Below are 26,668 nucleotides of genomic sequence, written 5' to 3' on the forward strand. Positions count from 1 at the left end.
GGAGGGAGGCTTCGCCAGCCCGCCTGGCGCGGCTGGCGGCCCGACAAGGAACCGGACGAAGTCCGAACGGAGTCGTAAAGAGAGGTTGATGGAGCGATGACAACAACGGATTCAACGAGCGCAGAAACCAGCACGCCCGGGATGGACAATAGAACCCTCGAAATGGTGGATGCCTGGTGGCGCGCGGCGAACTACCTGTCCGTTGGGCAGATCTACCTGCGGAACAACCCGTTGCTGCGCCGGCCGCTCGACGTCGACGATGTTAAGGCCCGCCTGCTGGGGCACTGGGGGACGACGCCGGGACTCAACTTCATCTACGCCCACCTGAACCGGGTGATCCGGGAACGGCAGCAGGAAATGCTCTTCATTACCGGACCCGGGCACGGCGGACCGGCCAATGTCGCCAACGCCTGGCTGGAGGGCACGTACTCGGAGATCTACTCGCATGTCGGCCGGGACGAGGCCGGGCTGCAGGAACTGTTCAAGCAGTTCTCCTACCCGGGCGGCGTGCCCAGCCACGCGGCACCGGAGACGCCAGGGTCGATCAATGAGGGCGGCGAGCTCGGCTACTCGCTGGCCCACGCCTATGGTGCAGCCTTCGATAATCCGGACCTGATTGCCGCCTGCGTGATTGGCGACGGCGAGGCGGAGACCGGACCGCTGGCGGCCAGCTGGCATTCCAACACCTTCCTGGACCCCGTTTCCGACGGCGCGGTGCTGCCCATCCTGCACCTGAACGGCTACAAGATTGCCAACCCGACGGTGCTGGCGCGGATGCCAGAAGGCCGGCTCGCCAGCTTGATGGAGGGGTACGGGTACCGGCCGCATTTCGTCACGGTGGAGGATCCCCGCGAAACGATGGTGGCTCACGAGGAGTTCGCCCACGCCTTGGATGTCTGCGTCGACGAAATCAAGGAGATTCAGGACCAGTGCCGCAGCGCCGGCAAGGCAAACCGCGGCGCCGACGAGACGCCGGCCTGGCCGATGATCGTGCTGCGCTCGCCGAAGGGCTGGACCGGTCCCGAGGTGGTGGACGGGAACCAGGTTGAAGGAACGTGGCGTTCGCACCAGGTGCCGCTGTCCGGAATGCATGACAACAAGGAGCACCTCCGGCAGCTCGGGCAGTGGATGGAATCCTACAAACCGGATGAACTCTTCACGCACGAGGGGTGCCTTCGGCCGGAGATCGCCGGGCAGGCTCCTGAAGGCGACCTGAGGATGAGCGCCACGCCGTATGCCAATGGTGGCAGGCTGCTGCAGGACCTGAAGTTGCCGTCCTATGAAAAGCATGCGGTCGGCGTCGCGTCTCCCGGCCGGGAGCGCACCAGCGCCATGATTAACCTCGGTAAATGGCTCCGCGAAGTCATTTCCCTCAACCCCGGCAACTTCCGGCTGATGGGCCCGGACGAGACGGCGTCGAACCGGTTGCAGGAGGTTTACGGGGCCACTGACAAGGTCTGGGAAGCGGAGCTGAAGGACGTCGATGAGCACCTGGCGCGTTCAGGCCGGGTGATGGAAGTCCTCAGCGAACACCTGTGCCAAGGCTGGCTTGAGGGCTACCTGCTCACCGGACGGCACGGCGCGTTCAACTGTTATGAAGCATTCGTGCACATCGTCGACTCGATGTTCAACCAGCACGCGAAGTGGCTCAAGGTGCATCAGGAACTGCCGTGGCGCCAGCCGATTGCGTCGCTGAACTACCTGCTTTCCTCACATGTCTGGCAGCAGGACCACAACGGGTTCTCGCACCAGGATCCGGGCTTTATCGACCATGTGGTGAACAAGAAGGCCGAGGTGGTGCGGGTGTATCTGCCGCCGGATGCCAACACTTTGCTCGCCGTCGCCGACCACTGCCTGCGCTCACGCGACTACGTCAATGTGATTGTGGCGGGCAAGCAGCCGTCGCTGACCTGGCTTGATCCGGAGCAGGCGCTGCTGCACTGCGCGCGGGGAATCGGCGTTTGGGAGTTCGCCAGCCACGAGACCGAAGGCGAGGAACCCGACGTCGTACTGGGTTGTGCCGGTGACGTTCCGACAGTGGAGGCCGTGGCCGCGGCCCAGTTGCTGCACGAATCGATACCGGACCTGAAGGTGCGGGTGATCAACGTCGTCGACCTGATGCGGCTGCAGGACGAAAAGGAGCACCCGCACGGGCTTACGCACCGCGACTTCGACGGGCTGTTCACCACAGGCAAGCCGGTCATTTTCGCGTATCACGGCTATCCGTGGCTGATCCACCGGCTGACCTACCGCCGCACCAACCACGACAACATCCACGTGCGCGGGTACATCGAAGAAGGCACGACGACGACGCCGTTCGACATGGCGATGCTCAACCACATCGACCGATTCCAACTGGCCATCGACGCCATCGACAGGGTCCCCGGACTCGCCGCGCGGTGGGCCGGACTACGTCAGCAACTGCAGGACCGGAGGCTGCAGGCCTGGCAGCATACCCGTGCCCATGGGGAAGATTCCGAGGAGATCACCGGCTGGACCCTTCCTGCCGGAGAGTAGGACGACCGCATCAGCGGATTAGAAGACCCAACGAAAGGAATTTCAATGACTGAACAAAAGCAGACGGCAGAGCGCACCATCGACGCGCCTGCCCGGAACATCTTTGAGATCTTGTCCAACCCGGAACGCCACCCGGAGATCGACGGGTCGGGAATGGTCCGCTCCGACTTCAAAACCGACCGCATCTCCGGTACCGGACAGGTGTTCACCATGAACCAGTTCTGGGACAAGATGGGCGGCGAATACAAGACCGACAATTACGTGGTCGGATTCGATGAGAACAAGCTGCTCGCATGGAAAACCGCTCCGGAGGGCCAGGAGCCACCGGGCTGGGAATGGGTATGGGAACTTGAGTCCCTTGGCTCAGACGAAACGCGGGTCTCGGTGACCTACGACTGGAGCGCCGTGACCGATAAGGAAGTACTCAAGCAGGTGCAGTTCCCGGCTGTCTCGAAGGAAAGTTTGGAAGACACGCTCAACCGGCTTGCTGCAGCCGTGGCATAGCGGTGGATGACGTGGCTGGTTATCGACCTTCCGGCCACGTCTCCATTTCCCCGCCGTCGGATTCCGCGGCGGCCAACGGCTGAAGTGCCGATGTGTCGCGGAACCAGAGGAACGCGTCGTATCGTCCGTCGAGCGTGGTCGGAACGTAATTGCTCCGCTCGAGCAGGGGATCCAGATCCCTATCGGTGGCGAGGGGGAGTGCGTCCCCGGCGATATCGCTCCGACGGTTCATATTGCCCCTCCCTATACAGGTGCGGCAAAATCAATCTCCGCGGGACTCGCGCGTCTTCTTGTCGTTAGCCTTTTGCAGGGCGTCGACGAGTTCGTCCTTGCTCATCTTCGACCGTTCGGGGATGTCCATCTTCTGGGCCAGGTCGTAGAGGTGCTCCTTGGAGGCGTTCTTGTCGACGCCGCCGGCAGTATCCTTCGAGGTGTCCCGGCCTCCCTTGGCCTGCTCGTCCGAGGGCCCCTTCTTGTCCTTGGGTTGCCAGTGATCGCCGACCTTCTCGTGCGTGTGCTTTAGGGCAGCGTAGGCCACCTGGTGGGCGCGTTGCTCGTCGTCGTACTCCTCCTCGGCGGAATCCAGGGCCTTCGCGAAGGTTTCCTGTGCCTTTTTGTCCGAGCGCTGCAGCGTGCTGGGAAGTTCATCCTTTATGACGTTGCCGTTCTTATCGGTTTTGGGCATGATCGCCACTCTCCTTTCAAACCGGCGGGTATCGAACCTTGATTTAAGACTATAAGTTGACTTATTATCCCGCAAGGATTAGACGGTTTGTGGCATTATGCTGGGTTCGAATCTTCGAAAGGCATTACGCGAAAGGCATTATGAACGGCAAGCGGATCAGTTACGGACCGGATGCGAGTCAGTACGGCGAGCTGTACCTGCCCGAGGAGCGCTCGCATCCCGGCATCGTCGTCATCATTCATGGCGGTTACTGGCGCTCCCGCTATGGCGCCGAACTTGGCGCACCACTTGCCAAAGACCTGTCCGGCCGCGGCTGGGTTTGCTGGAATCTTGAGTACCGGCGGATGGGAAATGGCGGCGGCTGGCCGGAGACGTTCGAGGACATCGCCACCGGGATCGACAAGCTGGCGGAGCTGGCAAGGGAACACGGGCTGGGTCTGGACGCCGTCGTCGCACTTGGTCATTCGGCAGGCGGACACCTTGCCACGTGGGCGGGTGGACGCGATCAGCTGCCGGCCGGTGCTCCGGGTTCCGCCCCAGCCGTAAGGCTGAAGGCGGTGGTTTCCCAGGCTGGTTTGCTGGATCTGCGGTCGGCCTTCGAAGCTGGACTCAGCAACGGCGCCGTGGCGGAATTCCTGGGCGGGACGCCGACCGATTATCCACGCCGCTATGAATGGGCAGACCCGCTTGTTCAAGTACCGCTGCGTATCCCTGTCTACGCGCTCCATGCCGAGGATGACACTGCCGTTCCGATCAGCCAGTCAACCGCTTACGTCGCTGCCGCAGTCGAGGCAGGAGCCACCGCCGAACTCGTTCCCGTCCGCGGGGGCCACTTCGACCTGATCGACCCGGGCTCCGAAGCGTTTGCGAAGTGCCGTCATCTATTGGAGCGTGCGGTGGTGGAGTGACGGGTATCGCGGGTGGCGGGTTTGGTACGTTATAAGCGTGCTGACAGTAATGGGTGAGACCTTGATCGACGTCGTCGAAGGCGCCGGCGTGAAACCGCGGGCCCATGTTGGTGGGAGCCCGATGAATGTCGCGGTCGGCCTGGCGAGGCTCGGCCATGCCGTGCAGTTCCTGGGCCGATACGGCAAGGACAACTTCGGCCAGATGGTTTCCGGCCACCTGGCTGACAACTCGGTGCTGAACCCGCTTTCACCGGATGATTCACCAACCAGCACCGCGACCGCCACCCTCGATGAAACCGGCGCGGCCACGTATACCTTTGAGCTGGAATGGTCTTTGGACGGATTGCTGGAGCGGCTTTCCGATGATCTGCAAGGCAGCACACTTCTCCATACCGGCTCCATCGCCACGATGCTCGAACCCGGCGCAAGCACGGTGCTGACCGCCGTCGAACATGCCCATCCATTGGCCACGATCAGCTACGACCCCAATTGCCGCCCGACGATCATCACGGATCCCTCGTACGCGCGTGAGGCCGCGGAGAAGTTTGTCCGGCTGGCCGACGTTGTCAAAGCTTCCGATGAGGACCTGGAATGGCTGTACCCGGACCGGTCGGTGAAGGATTCCGCGCGGGCGTGGCTTGAACTTGGTCCGGCGATTGTCGTAGTGACCCAAGGTGGTGATGAGCCGTGGGCCGTTGCCGCGGCCGGGGAGGCGACCGCGGCCGTTCCACCGGTCGAGGTGGTGGATACGGTCGGGGCCGGCGACTCCTTTATGGCCGCACTGCTCGGGGCTATCGTGGACAAAGAGTTGGATGGTTCCGGCCGCCGCGAAAAGCTGCGCCAAATCAGCACCGGCGAACTGCGCGGAATCCTCGAAACGGCGGCCACAGCAGCGGCCATCACTGTTTCCCGGGCGGGCGCCAACCCGCCGTCGAAAACCGAACTCAGGCAGCGGCGCAGTTCCTGACGCAGGGAACGCAGGCAGGAACCTGAACCAGTACGCATAGAGCAACCAGAACGGAACAACCGACCAAGGAAAGAAGGACAACATGGCTTCCCGCGACCCTTACGCAGACCTACCCTCCGTCCCCGAATTCACGGTGACCTCCGAGGACATCACGGACAGCAAGCCGCTCAACAGCCCCCAGGCAAGCGGCCGAATGGGCGCCGGCGGCGAAGACCTATCCCCGCAGTTGTCGTGGAGCGGCTTCCCGGAGGAGACCAAGAGCTTTGCGGTGACGGTGTACGACCCGGACGCTCCCACGGCCAGCGGCTTCTGGCACTGGGCGGTCTTCAACCTGCCGGGTTCGACGACGTCGCTCCCGGCCGGCGCTGGTGATGATTCCGGCTCCAAACTTCCGGGCGGCGCCATCCAGCTGAAGAACGACGCCGGCACCAGCAACTATGTGGGTGCCGCACCGCCCGAGGGCCACGGAACGCATGAGTACCATGTCGTGGTTCACGCAGTCGACGTCGAATCGCTGGACATTCCCGAAGACGCCAGCGCCGCGTTCCTCGGATTCAACCTGTTCTCGCACGCCATCGGCCGGGCCAGGATCATCGGCACGTTCGAGCAGTAGCGCCAGCGGTCACAATCCTGCCCGATGAAGGGTCAGGCGGCTCCGCACCTTAAGCTGTATTCATGAAGCTGGTGGCGAGTGACATGGACGGAACGATCATTGACCACTCGGGGCGGATCAGTGCACGCACCGTGAGGGCATTCGACGCCTGCCGCCAGGCCGGGATTGAGATCGTGTTTGTCACTGGGCGGCCACCGCGGTGGTTGGTGCCACTGGAAGAGCAGCTGGACTTCGACGGCACGGTCATCTGTTCCAACGGCGCCGTGGTCTACCACCTTGCAGACCACAAGGTCCTCAGCGCCCAACTCATGCCGCACGACAGTGTGTTCCAAGCGGTCAAGGTCATCAAGAACATGTATCCCACCGCCGCCTTCGCCGCTGAAACGATCAAGGGTTTCCATATCGAACCGGGCTTTGCCAGCCAGTCGATCCTGGACCAGAACGGCGTGACGCCACACTATCTGAGCGACAGTCTGGTTGCCGAGGCGGAGGCCGGCGAGAATGAAGCCAGCCAGGCCGGAAGCGCGGCACCAGACCCGGGGGCCGGGGTCGCCAAGCTGTTGGCCAAGGTTCCCGACACCAATCCGGACGACTTCCTCGCCAGGGTGACTCCCGCCGTCGGGCATCTTGTTTCCGTCACGCATTCCAGTCCCGGCCAGGCGCTGTTGGAAATGGCGCTCCCCGAGGTGAACAAGGCCGCAGCCCTCCAACGGTTCGCCACCGGGCTGGGGATTGAGGCCAAGGACGTCGTCGCATTCGGCGACATGCCCAACGACATTCAGATGCTGGACTGGGTCGGACACGGTTACGCCATGGCCAGCGGCCACCCCCGCGCGCTCAAGGCTGCCAATCTGCTGGCCCCTCCCTTTGCGAACGACGGGGTTGCCCAGGTCCTGGAGGCCCGGCTGGCGGAGCTGAACGAAACGGCATCGGCGTAACCCAATGCCGGGCGAAGCGGACCGTAACCGGCAGCGAAGTGGAAGGCCTCCGGGTTTCCTGAAAAACCAGCACGACGGCGTCCGCTGGCCGGTTGCCTTCGCCCACCGTGGCTTCTCCCGGGACAGGCTGGAAAACTCACTCCAAGCGTTCAAGGATGCCGCGGCGCTCGGCTTCGGCTACGTCGAAACAGACGTCCACACTACGTCCGACGGCGTGGTGGTGCTGTTCCATGATGAGACCCTGGACCGGGTGACTGACGGGCACGGCGCCATCAAGAACCACACCTACGCCGAGCTGCAGCACGTGAAAATCGGTGGCCGGGAGCCAATCCCGACCCTTGATCAACTGCTCACCGCCCTGCCTGATACCTGCATCAATATCGATATCAAAGACGCATTCTCCATCCTTCCGCTCAAGGACGTACTGGACCGTCACGACGCCTATGACCGGGTCTGCATCACCTCCTTTTCGGACAAGCGGCTACTCGCCTTTCAAGCTCTGCTGAGCGACCGGGCACCGACCAATTCCGCCGGCATGCTCCGCGTCGGGGCGTTCGTCCTGCTCGGAAGGCTGGGAATGGACTGGCCGCTGCCGTGGATACTGCGAGGCATCGACGCGCTGCAGGTTCCGGTCAAGTACGGGCGTATCAGGATCGTCACTGCCCGCTCCGTCGCTCTTGCGCACCGGCTCGGCCTGCAGATGCATGTCTGGACCATCAACGAAGCCGCCGTCATGAAGGAACTGCTGGATCTCGGCGTCGACGGTGTCATGACGGACCGAGCCGATCTGCTGGCCGGGATCATGGAGGCGCGCGGTTTCTGGCCGCAGAACGGCTGACCGTCCGCCGTCGGAAGGCCATTGGCCGCCGTCGAGCCAGGACCTGACACGCGAATAGTAAGGCTACTGGATATTGTTCCTATGCCTGTATAAAGTGTTGCTTCTGACGTTCTTTGCTTCTTGGTGCGAACCAGAGGCCTGGCAGGATTGCCGAAGTCCACGCCGGAAGCGGGATCACTGGATAACGATTGATCGCTGCCAGGGACGGAGAGAACATGGCACCCGAAGAGAACGAAGCCGCAGGCCGCACATCCGGAGACGGAGAGCCAAAGCCGGAAGCCAAGGACGGTGCTGGTCCTTCCGAGCCGGAGTATGCGGCGCCGGACACCGATAGTCCTGAGGGCAGGAAAACCATCCGGCGGGCCATCGGCGCATCAGCGATAGGTAATGCCACCGAATGGTTCGACTACGGTGTCTACGCCGTCGTCGTCAGCTACATCACGGCCAACTTTTTCGAAGGCGGCACGGCATTCGCACTGGCCACGTTCGCCATCTCTTTCCTGGTCCGGCCCTTCGGCGGGCTGATTTTCGGTCCACTGGGAGACCGGCTGGGACGCAAGACGATCCTTGCGCTGACTATCGTGCTGATGGCTGGCTCGACATTTACGATCGGTCTGCTGCCCGACTTCGACGCGATTGGTATTTGGGCCCCGATCCTTCTGGTAGCACTGCGCATGCTGCAGGGCTTCTCCGCCGGTGGTGAATACGGCGGCGCGGCAACCTTCATGGCTGAATACTCACCGGACAAGAAGCGGGGGTTCTATGGCAGCTTCCTCGAAGTTGGAACGCTCTTCGGCTTTGCTTTAGGCGCCGGACTCGTGCTCGCCCTGCAACTGACGCTGGGCGAGCAGACGATGATGGACTGGGGCTGGCGGATTCCATTCCTGGTCGCTGGGCCGCTGGGCCTGATCGGTCTGTACTTGCGGACGAAGGTCGAGGACACGCCGGTATTCCGCGAGATCGACGAGCACCATGAGTCCGAGGCCAGTGCCACCCAGGAGCTGAAGGATCTGTGCGTCAAGTACTGGAAGCCATTGATTACGATGGCGGGGCTCGTCGTCGCGCTGAACGTCACCAACTACACCCTGCTCAGCTATATGCCCACCTATCTGGAGACTCAGATTGGCCTGTCGAACAACGGCTCGCTGCTGCTGATCCTGATCGGCGAAGTGGTCATGCTCAGCCTCATCCCCTTCTCGGGCCGGATCTCCGACAAGGTGGGCCGGAAGCCGATGTGGACGATTTCGCTTGGCGGACTTTTCGTCTTCGCCATTCCGATGTATCTGCTGATGGGTACGGGGTTCTTCGGAGCGCTGATCGGATTCGGAGTGCTGGGAATCCTCTACGTGCTGCAACTGTCGACCATTTCGGCCACTTTCCCTGCCATGTTCCCAACCCAGGTCCGCTACGCGGGTTTTGCCATCACCTACAACGTTTCAACGGCGCTGTTCGGCGGTACGGCCCCGCTGGTTAATGAACGACTCATCGAGGTGACAGGCGATGTCCTCATCCCGGCGTATTACCTGATGGCAGCCTGTGCCGTCGGTGCACTCGCCCTCTGGTTCGTGCCGGAGACCGCGGGCGCGTCGCTGCGTGGTACGGAGATTCCCCACCAGAAGAGGCTGAAACCACAGTCGTCGTTCCGGTAGTCGAAGCCTGCTTGTCCGAGCGATCGAAGGTCTGTCGTTGCATTTGGCTCTGGACACCGAACGGCACGATCGGGTGATAACGACCGAGGCCGTCCTGCGAATCACCACCGTCACGGCTTCCTTCGCTCCTTGACCCCTCCCGCGGGAATGAAGAGTTGTCGACCTACCAGTAGTCTGGGCGGTATGCGCATCCTGATTGCTCCAGATAAGTTCAAGGGCACGCTGACCGCCCGTGAGGCTGGCGAGGCAATGTCCTCCGGCGCCTCGGAGGTCTTCGCCGATGCGGAGACGACGATCGTTCCGGTGGCCGACGGCGGCGAGGGTACGTTGGAGGCTGCGCTTGCGGCCGGTGGCGAGGAGCGCACCGCTACGGTTCAGGGACCGCTCGGCGAGGACGTCGAGGCGCGTTGGGTGCTGACTGGCAAAACCGCGGTGATTGAAACGGCCGAGGCGAGTGGTTTGCGGTACGTCCAGCCGCGGGTCCAGTCGGCGCTCGCCGCGCACAGCTACGGCAGCGGCCAGCTGATCAAGGAAGCGCTCGACGCCGGCGCGGAGGAGATCATTTGCGGCATCGGTGGGTCGGCAATGACCGACGGCGGTTCAGGTGCCCTGCGTGCCCTCGGGCTAAAGATCATGAACGACGACGGCGGCCGTGCCAGGTTGGGTGGAGCGGCGTTGGCGACCGTACTGCAGATCGACGACTCCGGCCTTGATCCACGTTTGAAGGATGTGAAGATCCGGATCGCCGCGGACGTCACGAATCCGCTGCACGGTCCGGATGGTGCCGCGCACATCTTTGGCGAACAAAAGGGCGCCGATGCGGCCGCCAGGTCTCTTCTGGATGACGCGCTTCGCCACTGGGGAGAACTGCTGCAGAAAGCCAGCGGCGTTGACGTACAGATTCCGGGAGCTGGAGCGGCCGGCGGATTCCCGTCGTCGTTCCTGGCCTTTACGGAGGCCAGCCTGGAATCCGGGTTCGATCTGGTGGCAGAACTTGTTGGTTTGGATGCTGCGCTGGCCGGGGTGGACCTGGTCATCACCGGCGAAGGGTCCCTCGATGAACAGTCGCGGTTCGGGAAGGCGCCGCTGTCCGTGGCGGACCGCGCCCACGCCAACCGGACCGACGTCGTCGTGGTTGCCGGACGTTCGACGCTGGCTTTGGAGGACATTTACAACCATGGCGTGAAGGCACTGTGTTCGGCCGTCGAGTGTGCGCCCTCTGTCGATGAAGCGCTAGCGGAACCTGCGACGTATGTCAGGGAGGCGACGGTTAGGGCCTTGCGGAGCCTGTAAGCCCCGGATGCTCTCCCGTTGAACCCTACGGTGGCGTAGGTTACTCTGGCGTAAGTTAGAGATTCCGAGCAGGCAGGTCCCAATGACAACCACCGATGAACCACAGACGCGCCCGAAGGCGAAGCCAGGATTCCGGCCGTCGAAGACAGATTCGGCGGTCGATCTGACGACGTATGCCCGGGAAAATCCGGAGCAGACGAGCCCCCGACCGGTGATTGACGGACCGCGGAACACTGCGGGTCAGATCAGTGTGTATATCGGAGTGCTCCTGCCGCTGGCCGCCTTGGTTGCCGCCATTCCGCTCGCTTGGGGCTGGGGGCTGACCTGGATCGACGTCGCACTGGCCTTGGTGTTCTACGTGATCAGCGGCCTCGGCGTCACCATCGGCTACCACCGCTACTTCACGCACGGCTCGTTCAAGGCCAACAAGGGTCTGCGCGGGGCCTTGGCGGTTGCCGGTTCGCTCTCCGTGCAGGGTTCGGTCATTACCTGGGTGGCGGACCATCGCCGCCACCACGCCTTCTCGGATACCGACGGCGACCCGCACTCGCCGTGGGCGTTCGGCGATTCACCGTGGGCGCTGGCCAAAGGCTTCTGGCACGCGCATATGGGCTGGCTGTTCGAGCGGGATGTCACCAACCGGATCCGCTTTGCCCCTGACCTGCTTAAGGATCCGATGATTCTGCGCATCGACAAGATGTTCGGCGTGTGGATGCTGGTTACCCTGCTGCTGCCGGCGCTCATTGGCGGTCTAGTGACGATGAGTTGGTGGGGTGCCTTGACGGCGTTTTTCTGGGCCGGGCTGGTCCGGGTGGCCGTACTGCACCACATCACCTGGTCTGTGAATTCCATCTGTCACATGGTGGGGGAGAAGCCGTACCACTCCCGGGACAAGGCCGGGAACTTCTGGCCGCTCGCCATCGCGTCGTTTGGTGAATCCTGGCACAACTCCCATCATGCCGATCCGACCTGTGCACGGCACGGCGTCGACAAGGGCCAGATCGATATCTCCGCCCGGATGATCTGGCTGTTCGAGAAGTTCGGATGGGCCACCAAGGTCAAGTGGTCCAAGCCCGAGCGCCGCGCCAAGTTGGCGGCGGCGCAGGCTCAACAACAAGGCTGACTTCGTCCTGACTGGCTGGGCTGGCTGGCCGTGCCGGCCGTGCCGGCCGTGTGGTGGTGGCCCTTCAGGGTTGCGCACCGGTGCCGGGAACGGTCCTTAGCGGCCAACACGGTGCTGACCTGCCAAAACGGTGGTCGGCAGAACCGTTTTCGACGCCGAGGACCGTCTCCGGTCTCTGCGCCGTCCGGCTCTGGCCACATCTGGCTGAATAAGTTACTCTGCTCCGCATGGGAACGTTGATTTTCGAGTAAGAGCAGTTCAACTGCTGACGGCATAGCGCCAAAAACCGAAATTTCTTGTTGAGGCCGGGCCTCCGGGACGATTCCCATTCTTCATATCCAGCACCTCGCGGTGATTCACGCGGCTCGAATTTGCTGGTTCCTGACCCTAAGCGCCGTCACTTTCCGACGACCATAGGAGCACCATGAATGGCACCCGGCGGCAGTTGAGGATTCAACAAGCCGATCGAGAAGGGAACGCCATGACGGCCCAAACCAACCATCAACCGCCGTCTGTCTCCGACCTGCGGGAAGTAAACGAGTCCACGTTCAAGAAGCTGCTGAAGGAACGACACGTTCCGGATCAGCCATTACTGGTGCACTCTGACAACGGTCACCCCCCGGGACTTGCCGCATTGCAGCGCTACTGGGCTCCCTGGTACAGCATCGCGATGGTGCAGACTGCTGATGCCGTCGAGGGTCTGACCGTGCGTGTGCAGCAAATGGAGGAGCCGCTGCTTCCATGGGAGGATCACTATGCCTTCCAGAAGCTGATCGACCGCGTGCTGCAAGGCAAGCGGCAAGGCATCCGTGCCACCGCAGCTCGGATTATCGGTCCGGCGTCTGCCCACAAGTGGGTTGCTGAGTCGTCAATCGATCCCCAACTGCCGGCTTCGGAATTGAACACCGATCAGTGGGTGGAGTTGTATCAGCTCAGCAACGACACCGGCTTTGGCAACCTCCCCGGAGGCCGCAGTGTCGGCTCCGGGCATAAGCCCCGGCAGGCCAGTGGCCGGCAGGGCGCCCGGGAGCCGAAACTGCGGTGGTGACACCAGCCATCCGATGAGACGGACCGCGGCGCCGGGTTACTCGGCGTCGTGGTCCGTTTCCAGGATGCGCGTGAGCATGTCCAGCGACTCGTCGGCTCCGTCTCCGTCGGCTCGGAGGACGACCACGTCTCCGTGCGAGGCGCCCAGCCCCATGATCGACAGGATGCTTGAGGCGTCCAGGGCTTCTCCGCCCTCCATTTCGATCGTGACGTCGACTGGCTGATCGGCCGCGGCTTCGACGAAGATGGAAGCTGGACGGGCGTGCAGTCCCACGCGGCTGGCGATGGTGGCGGTGCGTGCAGGCATGTTTCTCCTTGATGCTTGGTGTTAGTAGATCCGGGCACAGGCTACAGCGATCTGAGTGCCCAGCTGCGGTGCCCCGGGCGTTTTTGTCAGGCAGCTGCCGCCGCGTATTCGTTGCTCTCCGCGGCGGCTGCCGGCTTCTTGGTTGTGAACCGCTTCAAAGCGATGACCGTCAGGGCGGAAATGACCGTTCCGGCCAGGATGGCGACGGTGAACATCAGGAGGTTTCCGATCGCGAAGAAGACGAAGAATCCGCCATGCGGCGCCTGGGAAGTGACGCCGGTTCCCATGATCAGCGCTCCGGTGGCGGCGGCGCCGACCATTCCGGCCGGGATGACGCGCAGTGGATCGGCTGCTGCGAACGGAATTGCGCCTTCGGTGATGAAGACCGCTCCGAGCAGCCAGGCCGCCTTGCCGTTCTCGCGCTCGACGGGGGTGAAAAGCCTCTTGCCCAGGACAGTCGAGGCCAGAGCCATCGCCAACGGCGGAACCATCCCGGCCGCCATCACTGTGGCCATAATTTCCCACGGCGCCGGATTGTCCACGGATCCGGCCGCCAGACCGGCGACGGCGAAGGCGTAGGCCACCTTATTGACCGGGCCGCCAAGATCGAGCGCCATCATCAAACCAAGCACAATGCCCAGTACGACGGCGGCAGCACCGGTCATGCCGGAGAGCCAGTTGTTGAGCAAATCAGTCAGTCCGGCAATCGGTCCACCCAGCACGAGCAGCATCAGTCCGGATGCCACGACGGAGGCCAGCAGTGGAATGATGACGACGGGCATCAAGCCCCGTAGCCAGCGCGGTACCTGGATCCGGCCGATCAGCATGGCAACGTAGCCGGCGAGCAAACCCCCGACGATACCGCCGAGGAACCCTGCACCCATGAAGCCTGCGACTGCACCGGCTGTGAACCCCGGTGCGATGCCGGGCCGGTCCGCCAGGGCGTAGGCGATGTAACCGGCAAGCGCAGGGATCAGGAATGTCATCGACAGGTTGCCGATCTTGAAGAAGACCGCGCCCAGATAAAGGCCCAATCCGCCGTCGGGCAGATTTGCAAGGGTGCTGGATTCAAGGATCTGATCCGCCCTCAAGACGCCGTCAGTGGTCACACCGATCCCGTAGCCGCCGAGCAGGAAGCCCAGGGCCATCAGGAGCCCGCCGCCGGCGACGAACGGAATGATGTAGCTGACGCCGGTGAGCAGGGCTCGTTTGAGTTGCGAGCCGATGCCTTCGCCGTTTTCGGCCGTGTCGCTGCTGCTGGAAGCGCCTGCGGAGCTGACGCGGCGTGCCGACGGGTCGGCGGCCGCGGCGATGGCTTCGTTCACCATTTCGTCCGGCTCGTCGATACCGCGCTTGACGGGTGCGCTGATCACCGGTTTGCCGGCGAAACGGTGCTTGTCGCGGACGTCCACGTCGACGGCGAAGATGACGGCGTCTGCGGCGGCAATGACTGCGGGATCAAGCGGCTTCGAACCTGAGGAGCCTTGCGTTTCAACCTGCACGTCGACGTTGGCACGCTCGCCGGCAGCCACCAGGGCGTCGGCGGCCATGTAGGTGTGGGCAATGCCGGTGGGGCAGGCGGTAACAGCCACCAAGCGCTTGACGGCGGGGGAGGAAGCGTCAGCGGCTCCGGCGGATGGCGCGGCCGTTTCCGTCGCGGCGGCCGGTGCACTTCCGCCGGCATGAGCCCCTGCAGCCGATCCAGCGGCGGCAGCGTCACTACTTTCCTGGGCCGGCTTCGAGGGTACCGGCCGGTCGTTCAAGGCGCCGTCGACGAGTTCCACGATCTCCGCCTCGGACTTGGCCTCGCGCAGGGCGGCGGTGAAGTCCTTCTTAATCAGCGACCGTGCCAGCTTGGACAGCAGTTTCAGGTGCTCCTGGTCGGCACCTTCCGGTACGGCGATGAAGAAGATCAGATCCGCCGGGCCGTCCTTGGCGCCGAAATCGACCGCCGGTTCCACGCGTGCCATGGCCAGCGTCGGTTCCGTGACCGCCGTCGAACGGCAGTGCGGGATAGCGATGCCGCCGGGAACGCCGGTGGCGGTCTTTTCCTCGCGCGCCATCGCGTCAGCGTACAAGCCCTCGAACTCGCTGGCGCGGCCGGAGTCGGCCACGGCTTGGGCCAGCGCACGAATAACGTCCGCGCGGCTGCTGCCGAGATTCTTGTCCAGAGTGACGAGCTCCGGGGTAATCAGTGCTGACATGGTCAGCCTCCTTTGGATGGATTCAGTGCCAACGGCGCGATGGCGACAGCGGCGGGAGTGGTTTGGTCAAGTGATGGAAGGGTGGAGCCGGGGAGGGAGGCTGCCGCTGCTCCATGGGCGACGGCCTGGCGCAGTCTGTCCTGCGGTTGCGCACCGGCCGAGCTCGCCAGCAGGTAGCCGGCCAGCGAGGAGTCGCCGGCGCCCACCGTGCTGCGGGCCCGGATGGGGGCGTGTGTTGCGTGCCAGCATTCGTCTCCGGTAACCAGAACGGCCCCTTTGGATCCGAGCGTGGCCAGTACGGCGGAACATCCCTGGTCGATCAGCGTCCGGGCGGCCGCGGCGGCCAACGACGGGTCGTTCTCCAGGTCCTGTTCGGTTCCCGCACCTGTCAGTTCCGCCAGTTCCTCGGCGTTGGGTTTGAGCAGGTCCGGCGCGATGTCGGCACCGGCGGACATGACGGCGGTCAGCGGCGCCCCGGAGGTGTCGACGGCGATCGCCGGGCAGGCGGAGCCGAACCGGAGGCGGGCCTGCTGGATGATCCGGGCGTAGAAATCCGTCGGAACACCCGGCGGAAGGGAACCGGCCAGGACGATCCACTGGGCACCTTCGGCGCTTGCCAGCAACAGGTCGATCAGCTCGCGTTGCTGTTGTGGCGTCAGTTCCGGCCCGGGTTCGTTGACCTTCGTCGTGGTGCCGTCGGGCTCGGTGAGGGTGATGTTGCTGCGCAAATTGGCGCCGATCGGGAGGTTCGCAAATTCAATGCCGGACATCCGCAGCGCCGCCACAACGGCGTCGTCGTCATTGCCGGGAAGCACAGCGAGGGAGGAGGCGGAGGAGCCAGTCAAGGCGCGGCAGACATTGACGCCCTTTCCGCCCGGATCCTGATTCGCTGCGGTGGCGCGCTGGACATCTCCGCGGGCGAGCGGGCCGGGCAGTTCAATCGTCCGGTCGAGGCTCGGGTTGGCGGTGAGGGTGACGATCATGCCAGCACCACCTCGGTGCCGGCGTCACGCAGAGCGCCGGCCAGTTCAGCGGATGGTTCGACGTCGGTAATCAAGGCATCGATCTCTTTCAGGTGGGCGAAGCGGACCAGGGTTTCCTCATCGAGCTTCGAGGAGTCGGCCAAGGCGACCACCCGGCGTGCGGAGTGGACGATGGCGGTTTTGACAGCGGCTTCCTGCGGATCCGGAGTGCTCAAGCCAAAGCCGGCATGAACGCCGTTCGTTCCGATAAAGGCGATGTCCGGCCGGAGGTCTTCAATCTGGCTGATCGTCCGATCCCCGACGCCGGCCCGGGTCAGTCCGCGGACGCGTCCGCCGAGCATCTCGAGTTGGATGGTCGACGAATTGGCGAGCTTGGCCGCAATCGGCACCGCATGGGTGATGACCAGCAGATCGTCCCCGGGATTCGCGGGTTGCCAGTCCTGAAGCAGGTCGGCCAGCAGTTCGGTGGTGGTTCCGGCGTCGATGACGACTGAACTGGAGGATGGAATCAGTTCGAGGGCCTTGCGGGCGATCCTGGCCTTCTGGTCGTGGTTCTGGGTCTGCCGGCTGCTCAGGCTTTGCTCGCTTGTGCTCATTTTGCCGGCAGGAACCGCCCCGCCGTGCACGCGGCGGACCATGCCGTCGGCTTCGAGGGCGGCGAGATCACGGCGGACGGTTTCCTGGGTGATGTTGAACCGCTCCGCGAGGGCAGCCACGCTGACGCGTCCCTCGGCGGCAACCAGGTCGCCTATCTTGGTGTAACGCTCTTCGGCGAACATGAGTCTCCCTCTCGCCGGTGCCCATTTCAGCACCGGAACATTCATCCGTAACGACGGTGACCGCCATCACGTGCATGTTGTTTTGAGTGATTCTATCTGTGTTTCTTTCTGCATGTCAAGAGTTTTACCAAATAAACACAGATAATCGGGCGTGATCGAAGAAGGGTTTACGAAGACAGGGGCGATGTCTCAATGTTGTTGCCCGTCGGACGCGGGCGGGCATTAGACGCCTTTACTGCGGTCAGCCGAGTTTGCTGGGCTTCGCTCCGACGCCGTCCGTGCCGTCGCCGACCGCTTCACCGTCTTCCACGGTGGCAGCCGCGTGCCTACCCTCGTGGTGCGGTTCGCCGTCGTCCATTCCCGCCGTTCCACGCCAACGGGCGATCAGAGTCATGCCGTGGTAGATCAGCAGCGCCGAACCGGTGCCCAAGGCGATGCCTTCGAAGGTAAGTGCTCCGACAATCCAGGTGTAGTTGGCGATTCCAATGACAAGTGAGACGGCCGCCGTCGTCAGGTTGATGGGATTGGCGAAGTCGACCCGGTTCTGAACCCAGATGCGCACGCCGAGGACGCCAATCATCCCGTATAGCACGGTGGCGGCGCCGCCAAGCACACCGGCGGGAACGGTGGCGATCAGGGCGCCGAACTTGGGGGAGAAACTCAGCAGCAGCGCCGTGATCGCCGCAACCCAGTACGCCGCGGTGGAGTAGACCCGGGTGGCGGCCATGACGCCGATATTCTCCGCATACGTCGTCGTTCCGGAGCCGCCGCCGGTGCCCGCCAGCACGGTGGCGAGGCCGTCCGCCATCAGCGCCCGGCCGGTCAGCGGATCAAGATTGCGGTTGGTCATCAGCGCGACGGACTTCACGTGTCCGATGTTCTCAGCGACGAGGACCAGGACCACGGGGATGAACAGGCCGGCGACAGAGAGATGGAATTCCGGCAACTGGAACGGCGGCAGGCCGACCCAATCGGCGTCGCGCATTGCCTGGTAGTCGACCTCGCCACGCAGCATCGCGACCAGGTAGCCGGCAACGACGCCAACCAGGATGGACAGCCTGCCGAGGATGCCCTTGAACAGCACGGTGACGACAATGATCGTGATGAGGGTGACCAGGGCGGTGACCGGTGCGGCGGTGAAATTGTCTTTCGCCGAAGGAATCAGGTTCAGCCCGATCAGCGCGACGATGGCGCCGGTGACGATGGGCGGCATCAGCACCTGTATCCACCGGGTTCCGGCGAAGTTGACGATGGCGCCGATCAGGGCCAGCACCGCACCGGCCATCACCACGCCGCCGAGCGCGCCGGCTGGGCCGTGCTGGCTGGTGGCAGCGGCGATCGGCGCGATGAACGCGAAGCTCGAGCCAAGGTAGCTGGGGATCTTTCCGGCGGTGGTCACCAGGAACAGGATGGTCCCGATACCGGAAAAGAAGAGCGTCGTCGCCGGCGGGAAACCGGTGATCAGCGGAACCAGGAAGGTGGCACCGAACATCGCCACCACGTGCTGCACGCCGATGCCGATGGTCCGCGGCCAGGTCAGGCGCTCGCCGGGCGCGACCACTTCGCCGGCCCTGATGGTCTTCCCATCTCCATGCAGGTGCCACTTAAGCATGTTCACGATTCTGTCCTGCCCTCCTGTACGAAAAACCCTCCGATAGCCTACCGCCGGGACCGGTTGCTTCGCCCCGTGGACTTTCCCGCCGCCGTCGACGATGCAAGAGGGCGGCCGGCTTTGCCGGGTGAGCAATGTCACCGTGATGTTGGAAATGAACCCGGCTCCCGCGCCGGTTATATCCACTGGAGAGGGTCCCCGTCACGGGGCCGGAAATTCGTGGAAAGTGCTGAGCATGACTATTGAACTGACTTTGGATGAAACGCTCGTTTTGGAGCCTGCGGCTGCAGACCTGCTGTTCCGTGAGGGCCGCACCGCCAATAAATTCACCAACGACCCGGTCTCCGAAGAGCAGGCACGGTCAATCGTCGAGCTCGTCAAAATGGGCCCGACGGCGTTCAACAACCAGCCGCTGCGCGTCACCTATGTCCGCTCGGAGGACGCGAAGGAACGCCTCGTCCCGCACCTCGCGGGTGGTAATCAGGAAAAGACGCGCAACGCCCCGCTGAGCGCGATTCTCAGCTACGACGCCGACTGGCACGAGCACTTTCCGACCTTCAACCCCGGTGCCCAGCAGCTGAAGTCCATGTTCGACGATAACGCCGAGGGCCGGCACAAGCTGGGCAACAACAACGCCAACCTTCAGGCTGGTTACTTCATCATGGCGGTGCGCTCGCTCGGCCTGGCCGCCGGACCGATGAGCGGCTATGACGCCGAGGCACTGGATGCCGACTTCTTCCCGGAGGGAAACACCCACTCCTTCATGGTCGTCAACATCGGCTACCCCGCCGAAGGCGCCTGGGGCGAACGGCTGCCGCGGCTCAACTACGACGACGTCGTTACGACTGTCTGATAATCCGGCCGTCAGGTGATGCCCACAATAAGCTGCGGCGTCGTACCATAGTGGTGGTACTAGCCTGAAGGGGGGCGTCAAAGTGGCTCAGCAAGCGCGCGCCCAAATTACGCGTAAGTTCATTATTGACGGCGCCGCCAGGGTTTTTCTGGATGTGGGCTATGCCCATACGACGATGGCGCAGGTGGCCGCATCCGCCGGCGTCACCAAGGGTGCACTGTATTTCCACTTCGACTCCAAGCAGGCGTTGGCCCGGGCCGTCATCGACGAAAACCTCACTGCCACCACAGCGATAGGCATGCGTGTTCTCAGCGGCGGGTATTGTGCGCTGGAGTCGCTGGTTCGAATCAGCGCCGGCGTCGCCGAATTGACCGAGAATCCGCTCACCCGGGCAACAGTCCGGTTGACGATGGAAAACTCCAAGCTCGTCTTCGGCGAGGAGACCCCCCACGAGGACTGGATCAAGACCTGCGAGAACCTGATCCACCGGGCAATCACGGAAGGCAGCATCCGGCCGGATATTGACGCGTCGGTCCTCGCCGGCTTCCTGGTGTCGGCCCACACCGGCGTTGACACTGTGACCGGAATGGTGCCGGCGCGGGAGGACGTCCTTCAGCGGCTGGAAGAAATGTGGAAGATGGTGCTGCCCGGGATTGTCCCGCCGGAGAAGCAGGCGGAGTTCCTGACGTTGCCCGGCGTTATTCGCCAGGCGGAAGCTGACTTACAGCCATAAAGGTCCCTTTCGGTGACCGATTTTCCGCGGACGAAGCAATTTCCCGAAAAACATACCGCCGCGACGGTTTCTTATGATAGCGTTTTGCCATCCTGAATTTCCGGGGGGCGCACAATGTGGGGGTTGTGTGGGGAGTGCTAGGTAGTTGACCCGGCCGCGTTAAGACGCAGGCCGGGTCGGCGGTTTAACGGGCCGTTTCTCAGATGACACCGTCGACGAGCGCCTTGGCCTCGTCCTGGACCTGCTTCAAATGCCCAGAGCCCTTGAACGACTCTGCGTAGATTTTGTACACGTCTTCGGTTCCGGAGGGCCGCGCGGCGAACCACGCGTTCTCCGTGGAAACCTTCAATCCGCCAATCGCCGCACCGTTGCCGGGCGCCTTGGTGAGTTTGGACGTGATGGGTTCACCGGCAAGTGTCTCGGCCGTGACCTGCTCCGCGGACAGTTTGCCCAGGGCAGCCTTTTGATCGCGGGTCGCGGGAGCATCGATCCTCGCATAGACCGGATCGCCGAACTGGTCGGTGAGGCCAGCGTAGTGCTGGGATGGAGTGCGGCCGGTCTTTGCCGTAATTTCGGATGCCAGCAGTGCCAGCAGAATGCCGTCCTTGTCCGTGGTCCAGACTCCGCCATCGCGGCGCAGAAACGATGCGCCGGCTGATTCTTCCCCGCCGAAGGCGCCGGAGGAGTCCAGCAGCCCGGGTACGAACCATTTGAATCCGACCGGAACTTCCACCAGTTCCCGCCCAAGGCCGGCAGCGACCCTGTCGATGATCGACGAGGACACCAGCGTCTTGCCCACCGTCGCACCAGCCGGCCAGTCAGGCCGGTTCCGGTATAGGTAGTCGATCGCCACGGCCAGATAGTGGTTCGGATTCATCAGCCCGGCATCGGGAGTGACAATGCCATGCCGGTCGGCGTCGGCGTCGTTTCCGGTGGCAATGTCGTAGTTGCCGGCCCGGGAGATCAGCGAGGCCATAGCGTCGGGGGAGGAGCAGTCCATCCGGATCTTTTCGTCCCAGTCGAGCGTCATGAAGGCCCACTGCGGATCGATCGACGGATTGACTACCGTCAGGTTCAAGCCGTGCCGCTCGCCGATTTCACCCCAGTAGTCCACACTGGCTCCGCCGAGCGGGTCGGCGCCGATGTGCAGTCCGGAACCGGCGATGGCGGCCAGGTCCAGTACCGCCGGAAGGTCATCGACGTAGGAAGCCAAATAGTCATACCGGCCCGTGGTCTCGGCTTCCAGCGCGTGCGCCAGCTGCATGCGGCGCACCCCGCGCAATCCGTCCTCGAGCAATTCATTGGCCCGGTCGGCGATCCAGCCGGTGGCATCCGAGTCCGCCGGACCGCCGTGTGGAGGGTTGTATTTGAAGCCACCGTCGCCTGGCGGGTTGTGACTGGGCGTGACGACGATGCCGTCGGCGACGTCGTCATGCTTTTCGGGTCCGCGGTTGTAGCGGAGGATGGCGTGCGACAGAGCCGGAGTCGGGGTGTAGCCGCGGCGGGCGTCGGCCAGGACGCGGATCCCGTTGCCGGCCAGCACCTCCAGGGCGGTGTTCTGGGCCGGTTCGGACAACGCATGGGTGTCCTTGCCAATAAAGACCGGGCCGGTGATCCCCTGCGAAGCCCGGTACTCCACGATCGCCTGCGTGATGGCGGCTATGTGCGCCTCGTTGAACGAGACCTTGGTACTGGAACCGCGGTGCCCGGATGTGCCGAAGGAAACGCGTTGCGCCGGATCGTCCATACTCGGCTGCAGATCGTAATAGGCGTCCAACAGCCTCGTCAGATCCACCAGGTCGCTGGGTAGGGCCACTGTGCCCGCACGGCTAGTCATAGCACCAGCATGCCAGAATCGGCCGCGTGGCGGCAGTCTCATGCAGCATCCTGATCCGCGAGGTGTTGACCAGAATATTAGCCAGTGTCAGGTTGGAACCAAGGTAGCTACCGGCTTTCGACAGATCAGACATGCAGCAGTAGACGAAGCAGGTGAGGAAAATGAAGAAAATGATCCGCCAAGTAAGTGCGACATTAGCGTTGCTGCTGGGCCTCTCAATGTTTGCACTCCCGGCTCATGCGGGTGGTCTGAGCGGCGTTCCCCGCTGGCAGGACGGAAGTGCTATGGCCCAACTGAGCTGTGTCATTACCCGTAGCTTTATCGATGAGCATGCTTGTGGGGGATCATTCGGGTTCCCGATGACCCAGCCTTGACAGCTGGCAGACGCTAAGGCCGGAAATTGTGGGTCACCGCCTTTGGCGCAGTGACGGTCCTGAATACCATCAGTCCATTAGCTGGGCCACGACGGACAGTAACTCTGGCTCACCACTGGGACGTCCGATCAGCTGGATGCCCATCGGCAGGCCCGTTGGAGTCAGCATGACCGGTGCCGTGATGGCGGGCAGACCGACGACGTTGACCATCGAACTGAAGGGGCAGTACTGGCACTGCCGCTTGTAGTCCTCGTCCGGGTCTTCGGTGTACCATCCGACCGGACGCGGTGTCATCGCCAGCGCCGGCGTGAGAATCATGTCGTATGCGGAATATTGGGCGATCGTGTCCCACTCAAAGCGCTTGAGGACGTCGACGGCGGCGAGCAGGTCTACGGCGCTGCGGGCCTGTGCGCGGCTGCGGTACGTCCGGGTCAGCGGCATCAGTTCATGCTCGCGCTCCGCGGGGATGGGCGCGGCCGCCATGGACGATGTCCACACAGTGGTGAAGGCCTCCGGATAACGTTTGTCATAACTGATGTCGGCCGGGACGACGTCGTGCCCCAGCGCCATCAACTGTTCGATGCCGCGATCCAGGGCCGCCTGAGCCTCCGGTTGCAGGGCGATAGGGAAATATTCCTCGAAGGGTGAAGCAGTGCTGACCCCGATCCTGAATTTGCCACCCCTCTGGAGCGTGGAGGCGAGGAAAGAGGAGGACGACGCCGGCACGGCACTGAGTGAGCGGTGGTTCCGGTCGTCACACATAGCGTCGAGCAGCAAGGCGGCATCGTCGGCCGTCCTGGCCAAGGGTCCGGCGACGGAGAACCCGCCGGCGTCGTTCTGCCCGGATCCCGCCGGAACCCGTCCACGATTCGGTTTCAGTCCCACGAGACCGGTGGCTGCCGCGGGAATGCGGATCGAGCCGCCGCCGTCGCTGCCCGGCGCGAAGGGCAACATGCCGGCCGCCACCGCCGCGGCGCTTCCACCCGATGAGCCGCCAGCGCTGAGCGTGTTGTCGTACGGATTCCGTGCCGGCGGTGCGAGGTTGTTCCCGCTGTAACTCGTCAGGCCGAACTCCGGGACCTGCGTCTTTCCCAGACTGACGGCTCCCTGACGGCGCAGCACCGCGGCCAATGGACCGTCCGCCGTCGCGCGCTGGTGTGGGACAGCCGCGCTGCCGTGGGTCGTGACAGCGCCGTCGACGTCGGTGAGGTCCTTATGCGCCAGCGGCATGCCGTGCAGCAGGCCCAGCTCACCTCCGTGCGCCTGATGCTCGTCGGCGGCTGCCGCTTCCGCCAGGGCTTGGTCGCCTGTGATCGAAATAAAGGCGCCATATTCGGGGTTGAGGCGCTCAATCCGGTCGAGGAAATGCGACACTGCCTGGCGCGAACCCACCTCGCCGTTCCGAATGGCGTCGCGTAACCCGAGGGCCGTCAATTCGTGCAGTTGACTTCCAGTTCCGGCCAACATGGCGCCTCCAGAGGTTCGTGGGGATTTACGTCGCCGGTCACATTGCCGGCAGGGCCGTCAGCCCTAAGCTGAAGACTATAGGCTTTTAGGAAGCAACCCGGGGCCGCAGGCCTTTATCTAGGAGGACACCTTTCATGGAATCCGTACCCAGCGTCGGCGTCAACGAGTTGAACGAGAACACCAGAATCCTGGACGTCCGAGAGGACTACGAATGGCAGGCCGGACATATTGCCGGAGCCGTACATATCCCGGTTGACGAGGTTCCGGAGCGCATCGATGAACTGGACCCCGACGAGGACCTGCATGTCATCTGCCGCACTGGTGGCCGTTCCAGCCGGGTCACCCAGTGGCTGGCGCATAACGGCTACAGCGCCGTCAACGTTTCGGGTGGCATGGGCGCCTGGATGGATGCCGACAAGCCGATGGTCTCGGAGACCGGCGAAGAACCGTATGTGAAATGAGCACTTCCCAAACGGAAGCGGCGCGGGCAGTCTCCGGTACGAGTGTTGGACCGCCCAACGGATCCCCGGTCTATACCTATCTCGGCCCGGAGGGGACCTTCACGGAAACCGCGCTGCTCCAGGTTCCCGGCGCCGATGCCGCCCACCGCCTTCCGTCGTCGAGCGTGAATGCCGCTCTGGAACGCGTCCGCTCCGGCGAAGCAGCGGCGGCCATGGTGCCCATCGAGAATTCGGTGGAGGGCGGCGTCAGCGCAACACTCGACGCTATTTCCGAAGGCGCCGAATTGCGGATCGTCCGTGAGGTGGTGGTGCCAATCAGCTTCGTGCTCGTGGCCCGGCCCGGGGTCACGCTCGGTGATGTCCGCGTGATATCCACTCATGCGCATGCCTGGGCTCAATGCCGGGACTGGATGAACGCCAACATTCCGGGCGTGGAATATGTTCCGTCGTCGTCCACGGCCGCCGCAGCTTTGGGGTTGCTCGACCGCGACGGACAGGTGCCGCCTGCTGGCGCGGCCACCTCAGGGGCGAATTACGATGCCGCCATCTGTTCCCATGTTGTGGCGGAACGGCACTGGCTGAATGTCCTGGCAGACGGCGTCGAAGACAACACCGGCGCAGTCACCCGTTTCGTACTCGTCAGCCGCCCGGGGTTACTTCCGGAACCCACCGGCTCGGACAAGACCACCCTCGTCATCCCGCTGCCGGAGGACCACCCCGGTGCCCTGATGGAGATCCTTGACCAGTTTGCCGCCCGTGGTGTCAACCTCAGCCGCATCGAGTCCCGGCCGACCGGTCAGTTCCTCGGGGACTATTTTTTCAGCATCGACGCCGAGGGTCATGCCCGGGACGCCAGAATGGTGGATGCCCTGACCGGTCTGCACCGGATCAGCCCCTCTATCCGGTTCCTGGGATCCTACCCAAGGGCCGATGGCCGGCCGCCGTCCGTGCCGCCGCACCACCGGGATGAGGCGTTCCAGGCTGCGTCCTCCTGGGTGGAATCGGTTCTGCGCGGTGAGTAAACAGGGGGCTTTCTGATGGTCCGGTTGAGGCGCAGCCATCCGGACAAGCCGGGAATCGTCAGACGCAAGCGCGGCAAGGGCTTCAGCTACCTGTACCCGGACGGTTCGATGCTGCGCGATCATCCTACGTGGATCCACGGGTGGTGGATCTGTACATGGGCGGGCGCACGATGTCGATCGGCAGTTACCCGTCCTCCGAGAGGGCCGTGGTCGATTTGCTAGGCTCGCACTGACTCGACAGCGCGGCTGGTTACCAGCGCGCTTTCGCATGGCGCCACTACTAAGTAGGCTGAACGCCAAAGGCAGTTGCAGGATTTTCGACGAAAGGGAACGTGATGAGCGAGAATCAGGACGATCAGCAGCAGGGCGACGGCAAGATTGTTAATCCCCCGAACGGGAACCAGCCATCAGGTGAGAACACCGATGGCGAGATCGTGAACCCCGGCATGGCAGCGGACCCGGATGACGGTGTCGGCGATGCCGGTGACCAAGCCAACGACGTCCGGTTTGCACAGGAACAGTCGCTGATCGGAGAGCAGTCCCAGGGCGTCTTCCCGGACGAGGAAAAGTCGGAGCAGATTCCGGACGAGGAACCGCAGATGGACGAGGCCATGGGCGACGTCGATGAAGGCGGATCCTCGTCGGACGATGCCAGCGATGACCCTGCACACCTTGGCGGTTCCACGGCCTGATTCGGCCGGGGCCTTCTTAGCTGGCCTTGTCCTCCACGGCCGACTTGAGTAGCTCTTCGGTCTGGCCCTGCCCGCCCTTGCGGTGCACCCGCACTGCCAGGGCGCCGCGGTTCACCTCCACCGAAAGGGAGGTGACCGGTCCTGACGGATCACCGTCCAGCTGGGTTTCCATCGGGTCGGTGCAGTGCACTGTGATCTTTTTGGCCCGGTAAAAGGCCATGGCGGGGGTCGGGCGCCGTGGTTTAAAGAGTACCTGCCCGGC

General features: G+C 63.5%; 25 protein-coding genes and 1 pseudogene. 16 read left to right on the forward strand and 10 right to left on the reverse strand.

What is annotated here, in order from left to right:
- The first annotated feature begins 96 nt into the window (after positions 1-96).
- Positions 97-2,517: a phosphoketolase family protein gene (locus Y707_RS0119965; protein WP_026536377.1), complete on the forward strand. Its 2,421-nt coding sequence runs from the start codon at positions 97-99 to the stop codon at positions 2,515-2,517.
- A 45-nt stretch (positions 2,518-2,562) separates the two neighbouring features.
- Positions 2,563-3,021, forward strand: coding sequence for an SRPBCC family protein (locus Y707_RS0119970; protein ID WP_026536378.1), 459 nt, complete (start codon positions 2,563-2,565; stop codon positions 3,019-3,021).
- Positions 3,022-3,040: 19 nt separating this feature from the next.
- Here the strand turns inward: Y707_RS0119970 and Y707_RS0119975 are convergent, their stop codons facing one another.
- Entirely contained in the window at positions 3,041-3,253 is a 213-nt protein-coding gene (locus Y707_RS0119975) for a hypothetical protein (protein ID WP_026536379.1), read from the reverse strand.
- Between the two features lie 30 nt (positions 3,254-3,283).
- Positions 3,284-3,706: a ChaB family protein gene (locus Y707_RS0119980; protein WP_026536380.1), complete on the reverse strand. Its 423-nt coding sequence runs from the start codon at positions 3,704-3,706 to the stop codon at positions 3,284-3,286.
- Positions 3,707-3,846: 140 nt separating this feature from the next.
- Between Y707_RS0119980 and Y707_RS0119985 the strand changes: the two genes are divergently transcribed.
- The 9 genes from Y707_RS0119985 (at position 3,847) to Y707_RS0120025 (ending at position 13,083) form a co-directional block, all read left to right on the forward strand.
- Positions 3,847-4,614, forward strand: coding sequence for an alpha/beta hydrolase family protein (locus Y707_RS0119985; protein ID WP_026536381.1), 768 nt, complete (start codon positions 3,847-3,849; stop codon positions 4,612-4,614).
- 37 nt (positions 4,615-4,651) lie between these two features.
- Entirely contained in the window at positions 4,652-5,581 is a 930-nt protein-coding gene (locus Y707_RS0119990) for a carbohydrate kinase family protein (protein WP_026536382.1), read from the forward strand.
- A gap of 82 nt (positions 5,582-5,663) precedes the next feature.
- Positions 5,664-6,194 (forward strand): YbhB/YbcL family Raf kinase inhibitor-like protein, encoded by a 531-nt coding sequence (locus Y707_RS0119995; RefSeq protein ID WP_026536383.1) that lies wholly within the window; start codon positions 5,664-5,666, stop codon positions 6,192-6,194.
- Positions 6,195-6,256: 62 nt separating this feature from the next.
- Complete coding sequence (locus Y707_RS0120000; protein WP_026536384.1) at positions 6,257-7,132, forward strand: Cof-type HAD-IIB family hydrolase; 876 nt, start codon at positions 6,257-6,259, stop codon at positions 7,130-7,132.
- Between the two features lie 4 nt (positions 7,133-7,136).
- Complete coding sequence (locus Y707_RS0120005) at positions 7,137-7,970, forward strand: glycerophosphodiester phosphodiesterase family protein (RefSeq protein ID WP_081745031.1); 834 nt, start codon at positions 7,137-7,139, stop codon at positions 7,968-7,970.
- Positions 7,971-8,185: 215 nt separating this feature from the next.
- A complete protein-coding gene (locus Y707_RS27835; RefSeq protein WP_081745032.1) occupies positions 8,186-9,619 on the forward strand; it encodes an MFS transporter in 1,434 nt (477 codons plus the stop codon).
- 183 nt (positions 9,620-9,802) lie between these two features.
- Positions 9,803-10,912, forward strand: a complete 1,110-nt coding sequence (locus Y707_RS0120015) for a glycerate kinase (RefSeq protein WP_026536386.1) — start codon at positions 9,803-9,805, stop codon at positions 10,910-10,912.
- Positions 10,913-10,994: 82 nt separating this feature from the next.
- Positions 10,995-12,035 (forward strand): acyl-CoA desaturase, encoded by a 1,041-nt coding sequence (locus Y707_RS0120020; protein WP_081745033.1) that lies wholly within the window; start codon positions 10,995-10,997, stop codon positions 12,033-12,035.
- Positions 12,036-12,516: 481 nt separating this feature from the next.
- Complete coding sequence (locus Y707_RS0120025) at positions 12,517-13,083, forward strand: hypothetical protein (protein ID WP_026536388.1); 567 nt, start codon at positions 12,517-12,519, stop codon at positions 13,081-13,083.
- Positions 13,084-13,119: 36 nt separating this feature from the next.
- Here the strand turns inward: Y707_RS0120025 and Y707_RS0120030 are convergent, their stop codons facing one another.
- From Y707_RS0120030 to Y707_RS27850, 5 genes are all read right to left on the reverse strand, one after another.
- A complete protein-coding gene (locus Y707_RS0120030) occupies positions 13,120-13,389 on the reverse strand; it encodes an HPr family phosphocarrier protein (RefSeq protein ID WP_026536389.1) in 270 nt (89 codons plus the stop codon).
- An 86-nt stretch (positions 13,390-13,475) separates the two neighbouring features.
- The gene (locus Y707_RS27840) at positions 13,476-15,593 is read right to left on the reverse strand and encodes a PTS fructose transporter subunit IIABC (RefSeq protein ID WP_051442243.1); all 2,118 of its coding nucleotides are present in this window, start codon (positions 15,591-15,593) and stop codon (positions 13,476-13,478) included.
- A 2-nt stretch (positions 15,594-15,595) separates the two neighbouring features.
- Complete coding sequence (locus Y707_RS27845) at positions 15,596-16,576, reverse strand: 1-phosphofructokinase family hexose kinase (RefSeq protein ID WP_051442244.1); 981 nt, start codon at positions 16,574-16,576, stop codon at positions 15,596-15,598.
- Entirely contained in the window at positions 16,573-17,355 is a 783-nt protein-coding gene (locus tag Y707_RS0120045) for a DeoR/GlpR family DNA-binding transcription regulator (RefSeq protein ID WP_026536390.1), read from the reverse strand. Before Y707_RS0120045 ends, Y707_RS27845 begins: the two co-directional genes overlap by 4 nt.
- Positions 17,356-17,596: 241 nt before the next feature.
- Positions 17,597-18,967: a uracil-xanthine permease family protein gene (locus tag Y707_RS27850; protein ID WP_081745034.1), complete on the reverse strand. Its 1,371-nt coding sequence runs from the start codon at positions 18,965-18,967 to the stop codon at positions 17,597-17,599.
- 235 nt (positions 18,968-19,202) lie between these two features.
- Here Y707_RS27850 and Y707_RS0120055 point away from each other — a divergent pair, with 235 nt between their 5' ends.
- Entirely contained in the window at positions 19,203-19,820 is a 618-nt protein-coding gene (locus Y707_RS0120055; RefSeq protein WP_026536391.1) for a malonic semialdehyde reductase, read from the forward strand.
- A gap of 82 nt (positions 19,821-19,902) precedes the next feature.
- Complete coding sequence (locus tag Y707_RS0120060; RefSeq protein ID WP_026536392.1) at positions 19,903-20,553, forward strand: ScbR family autoregulator-binding transcription factor; 651 nt, start codon at positions 19,903-19,905, stop codon at positions 20,551-20,553.
- Between the two features lie 199 nt (positions 20,554-20,752).
- Here Y707_RS0120060 and pgm read toward each other — a convergent pair whose 3' ends face one another.
- Together pgm and Y707_RS0120070 are read right to left on the reverse strand one after the other, a co-directional pair.
- Positions 20,753-22,390, reverse strand: a complete 1,638-nt coding sequence (gene pgm / locus Y707_RS0120065) for a phosphoglucomutase (alpha-D-glucose-1,6-bisphosphate-dependent) (RefSeq protein WP_026536393.1) — start codon at positions 22,388-22,390, stop codon at positions 20,753-20,755.
- 443 nt (positions 22,391-22,833) lie between these two features.
- On the reverse strand, positions 22,834-24,231 hold the full coding sequence (locus Y707_RS0120070) for an amidase (protein WP_026536394.1): 1,398 nt from the start codon (positions 24,229-24,231) through the stop codon (positions 22,834-22,836).
- Between the two features lie 134 nt (positions 24,232-24,365).
- Here Y707_RS0120070 and Y707_RS0120075 point away from each other — a divergent pair, with 134 nt between their 5' ends.
- From Y707_RS0120075 to Y707_RS27860, 3 genes are all read left to right on the forward strand, one after another.
- Positions 24,366-24,692 carry a rhodanese-like domain-containing protein gene (locus tag Y707_RS0120075; protein ID WP_026536395.1) on the forward strand — a complete coding sequence of 109 codons (327 nt, stop codon included), beginning with the start codon at positions 24,366-24,368 and terminating at the stop codon, positions 24,690-24,692.
- The gene (gene pheA / locus Y707_RS27855; RefSeq protein ID WP_081745036.1) at positions 24,689-25,714 is read left to right on the forward strand and encodes a prephenate dehydratase; all 1,026 of its coding nucleotides are present in this window, start codon (positions 24,689-24,691) and stop codon (positions 25,712-25,714) included. The genes Y707_RS0120075 and pheA overlap by 4 nt, the downstream gene beginning before the upstream one ends.
- 335 nt (positions 25,715-26,049) lie before the next feature.
- On the forward strand, positions 26,050-26,406 hold the full coding sequence (locus tag Y707_RS27860) for a hypothetical protein (RefSeq protein WP_051442245.1): 357 nt from the start codon (positions 26,050-26,052) through the stop codon (positions 26,404-26,406).
- A gap of 16 nt (positions 26,407-26,422) precedes the next feature.
- Here the strand turns inward: Y707_RS27860 and Y707_RS30980 are convergent.
- A pseudogene (locus Y707_RS30980) lies at positions 26,423-26,668 on the reverse strand (hypothetical protein); the annotation flags it as partial.

The organism is Arthrobacter sp. H14 (genome assembly GCF_000520495.1).
Classification (GTDB): domain Bacteria; phylum Actinomycetota; class Actinomycetes; order Actinomycetales; family Micrococcaceae; genus Arthrobacter_C.

Excerpts from the sequence above, each read along its gene's own strand:
- Y707_RS27835 (WP_081745032.1), top strand. The coding sequence starts at position 8,186 with ATGGCACCCGAAGAGAACGAAGCCGCAGGCCGCACATCCGGAGACGGA.
- Y707_RS0119980 (WP_026536380.1), bottom strand. The coding sequence starts at position 3,706 with ATGCCCAAAACCGATAAGAACGGCAACGTCATAAAGGATGAACTTCCC.
- Y707_RS0120045 (WP_026536390.1), bottom strand. The coding sequence starts at position 17,355 with ATGTTCGCCGAAGAGCGTTACACCAAGATAGGCGACCTGGTTGCCGCC.
- Y707_RS27845 (WP_051442244.1), bottom strand. The coding sequence starts at position 16,576 with ATGATCGTCACCCTCACCGCCAACCCGAGCCTCGACCGGACGATTGAA.
- Y707_RS0119970 (WP_026536378.1), top strand. The coding sequence starts at position 2,563 with ATGACTGAACAAAAGCAGACGGCAGAGCGCACCATCGACGCGCCTGCC.
- Y707_RS0120075 (WP_026536395.1), top strand. The coding sequence starts at position 24,366 with ATGGAATCCGTACCCAGCGTCGGCGTCAACGAGTTGAACGAGAACACC.
- pheA (WP_081745036.1), top strand. The coding sequence starts at position 24,689 with ATGAGCACTTCCCAAACGGAAGCGGCGCGGGCAGTCTCCGGTACGAGT.
- Y707_RS0120015 (WP_026536386.1), top strand. The coding sequence starts at position 9,803 with ATGCGCATCCTGATTGCTCCAGATAAGTTCAAGGGCACGCTGACCGCC.
- Y707_RS0120020 (WP_081745033.1), top strand. The coding sequence starts at position 10,995 with ATGACAACCACCGATGAACCACAGACGCGCCCGAAGGCGAAGCCAGGA.
- Y707_RS0119995 (WP_026536383.1), top strand. The coding sequence starts at position 5,664 with ATGGCTTCCCGCGACCCTTACGCAGACCTACCCTCCGTCCCCGAATTC.
- Y707_RS0120000 (WP_026536384.1), top strand. The coding sequence starts at position 6,257 with ATGAAGCTGGTGGCGAGTGACATGGACGGAACGATCATTGACCACTCG.
- Y707_RS27860 (WP_051442245.1), top strand. The coding sequence starts at position 26,050 with ATGAGCGAGAATCAGGACGATCAGCAGCAGGGCGACGGCAAGATTGTT.
- Y707_RS27840 (WP_051442243.1), bottom strand. The coding sequence starts at position 15,593 with ATGTCAGCACTGATTACCCCGGAGCTCGTCACTCTGGACAAGAATCTC.
- Y707_RS0119965 (WP_026536377.1), top strand. The coding sequence starts at position 97 with ATGACAACAACGGATTCAACGAGCGCAGAAACCAGCACGCCCGGGATG.
- Y707_RS0119975 (WP_026536379.1), bottom strand. The coding sequence starts at position 3,253 with ATGAACCGTCGGAGCGATATCGCCGGGGACGCACTCCCCCTCGCCACC.
- Y707_RS27850 (WP_081745034.1), bottom strand. The coding sequence starts at position 18,967 with ATGCTTAAGTGGCACCTGCATGGAGATGGGAAGACCATCAGGGCCGGC.
- Y707_RS0119985 (WP_026536381.1), top strand. The coding sequence starts at position 3,847 with ATGAACGGCAAGCGGATCAGTTACGGACCGGATGCGAGTCAGTACGGC.
- Y707_RS0120055 (WP_026536391.1), top strand. The coding sequence starts at position 19,203 with ATGACTATTGAACTGACTTTGGATGAAACGCTCGTTTTGGAGCCTGCG.
- pgm (WP_026536393.1), bottom strand. The coding sequence starts at position 22,390 with ATGACTAGCCGTGCGGGCACAGTGGCCCTACCCAGCGACCTGGTGGAT.
- Y707_RS0120025 (WP_026536388.1), top strand. The coding sequence starts at position 12,517 with ATGACGGCCCAAACCAACCATCAACCGCCGTCTGTCTCCGACCTGCGG.
- Y707_RS0120070 (WP_026536394.1), bottom strand. The coding sequence starts at position 24,231 with ATGTTGGCCGGAACTGGAAGTCAACTGCACGAATTGACGGCCCTCGGG.
- Y707_RS0120030 (WP_026536389.1), bottom strand. The coding sequence starts at position 13,389 with ATGCCTGCACGCACCGCCACCATCGCCAGCCGCGTGGGACTGCACGCC.
- Y707_RS0120005 (WP_081745031.1), top strand. The coding sequence starts at position 7,137 with ATGCCGGGCGAAGCGGACCGTAACCGGCAGCGAAGTGGAAGGCCTCCG.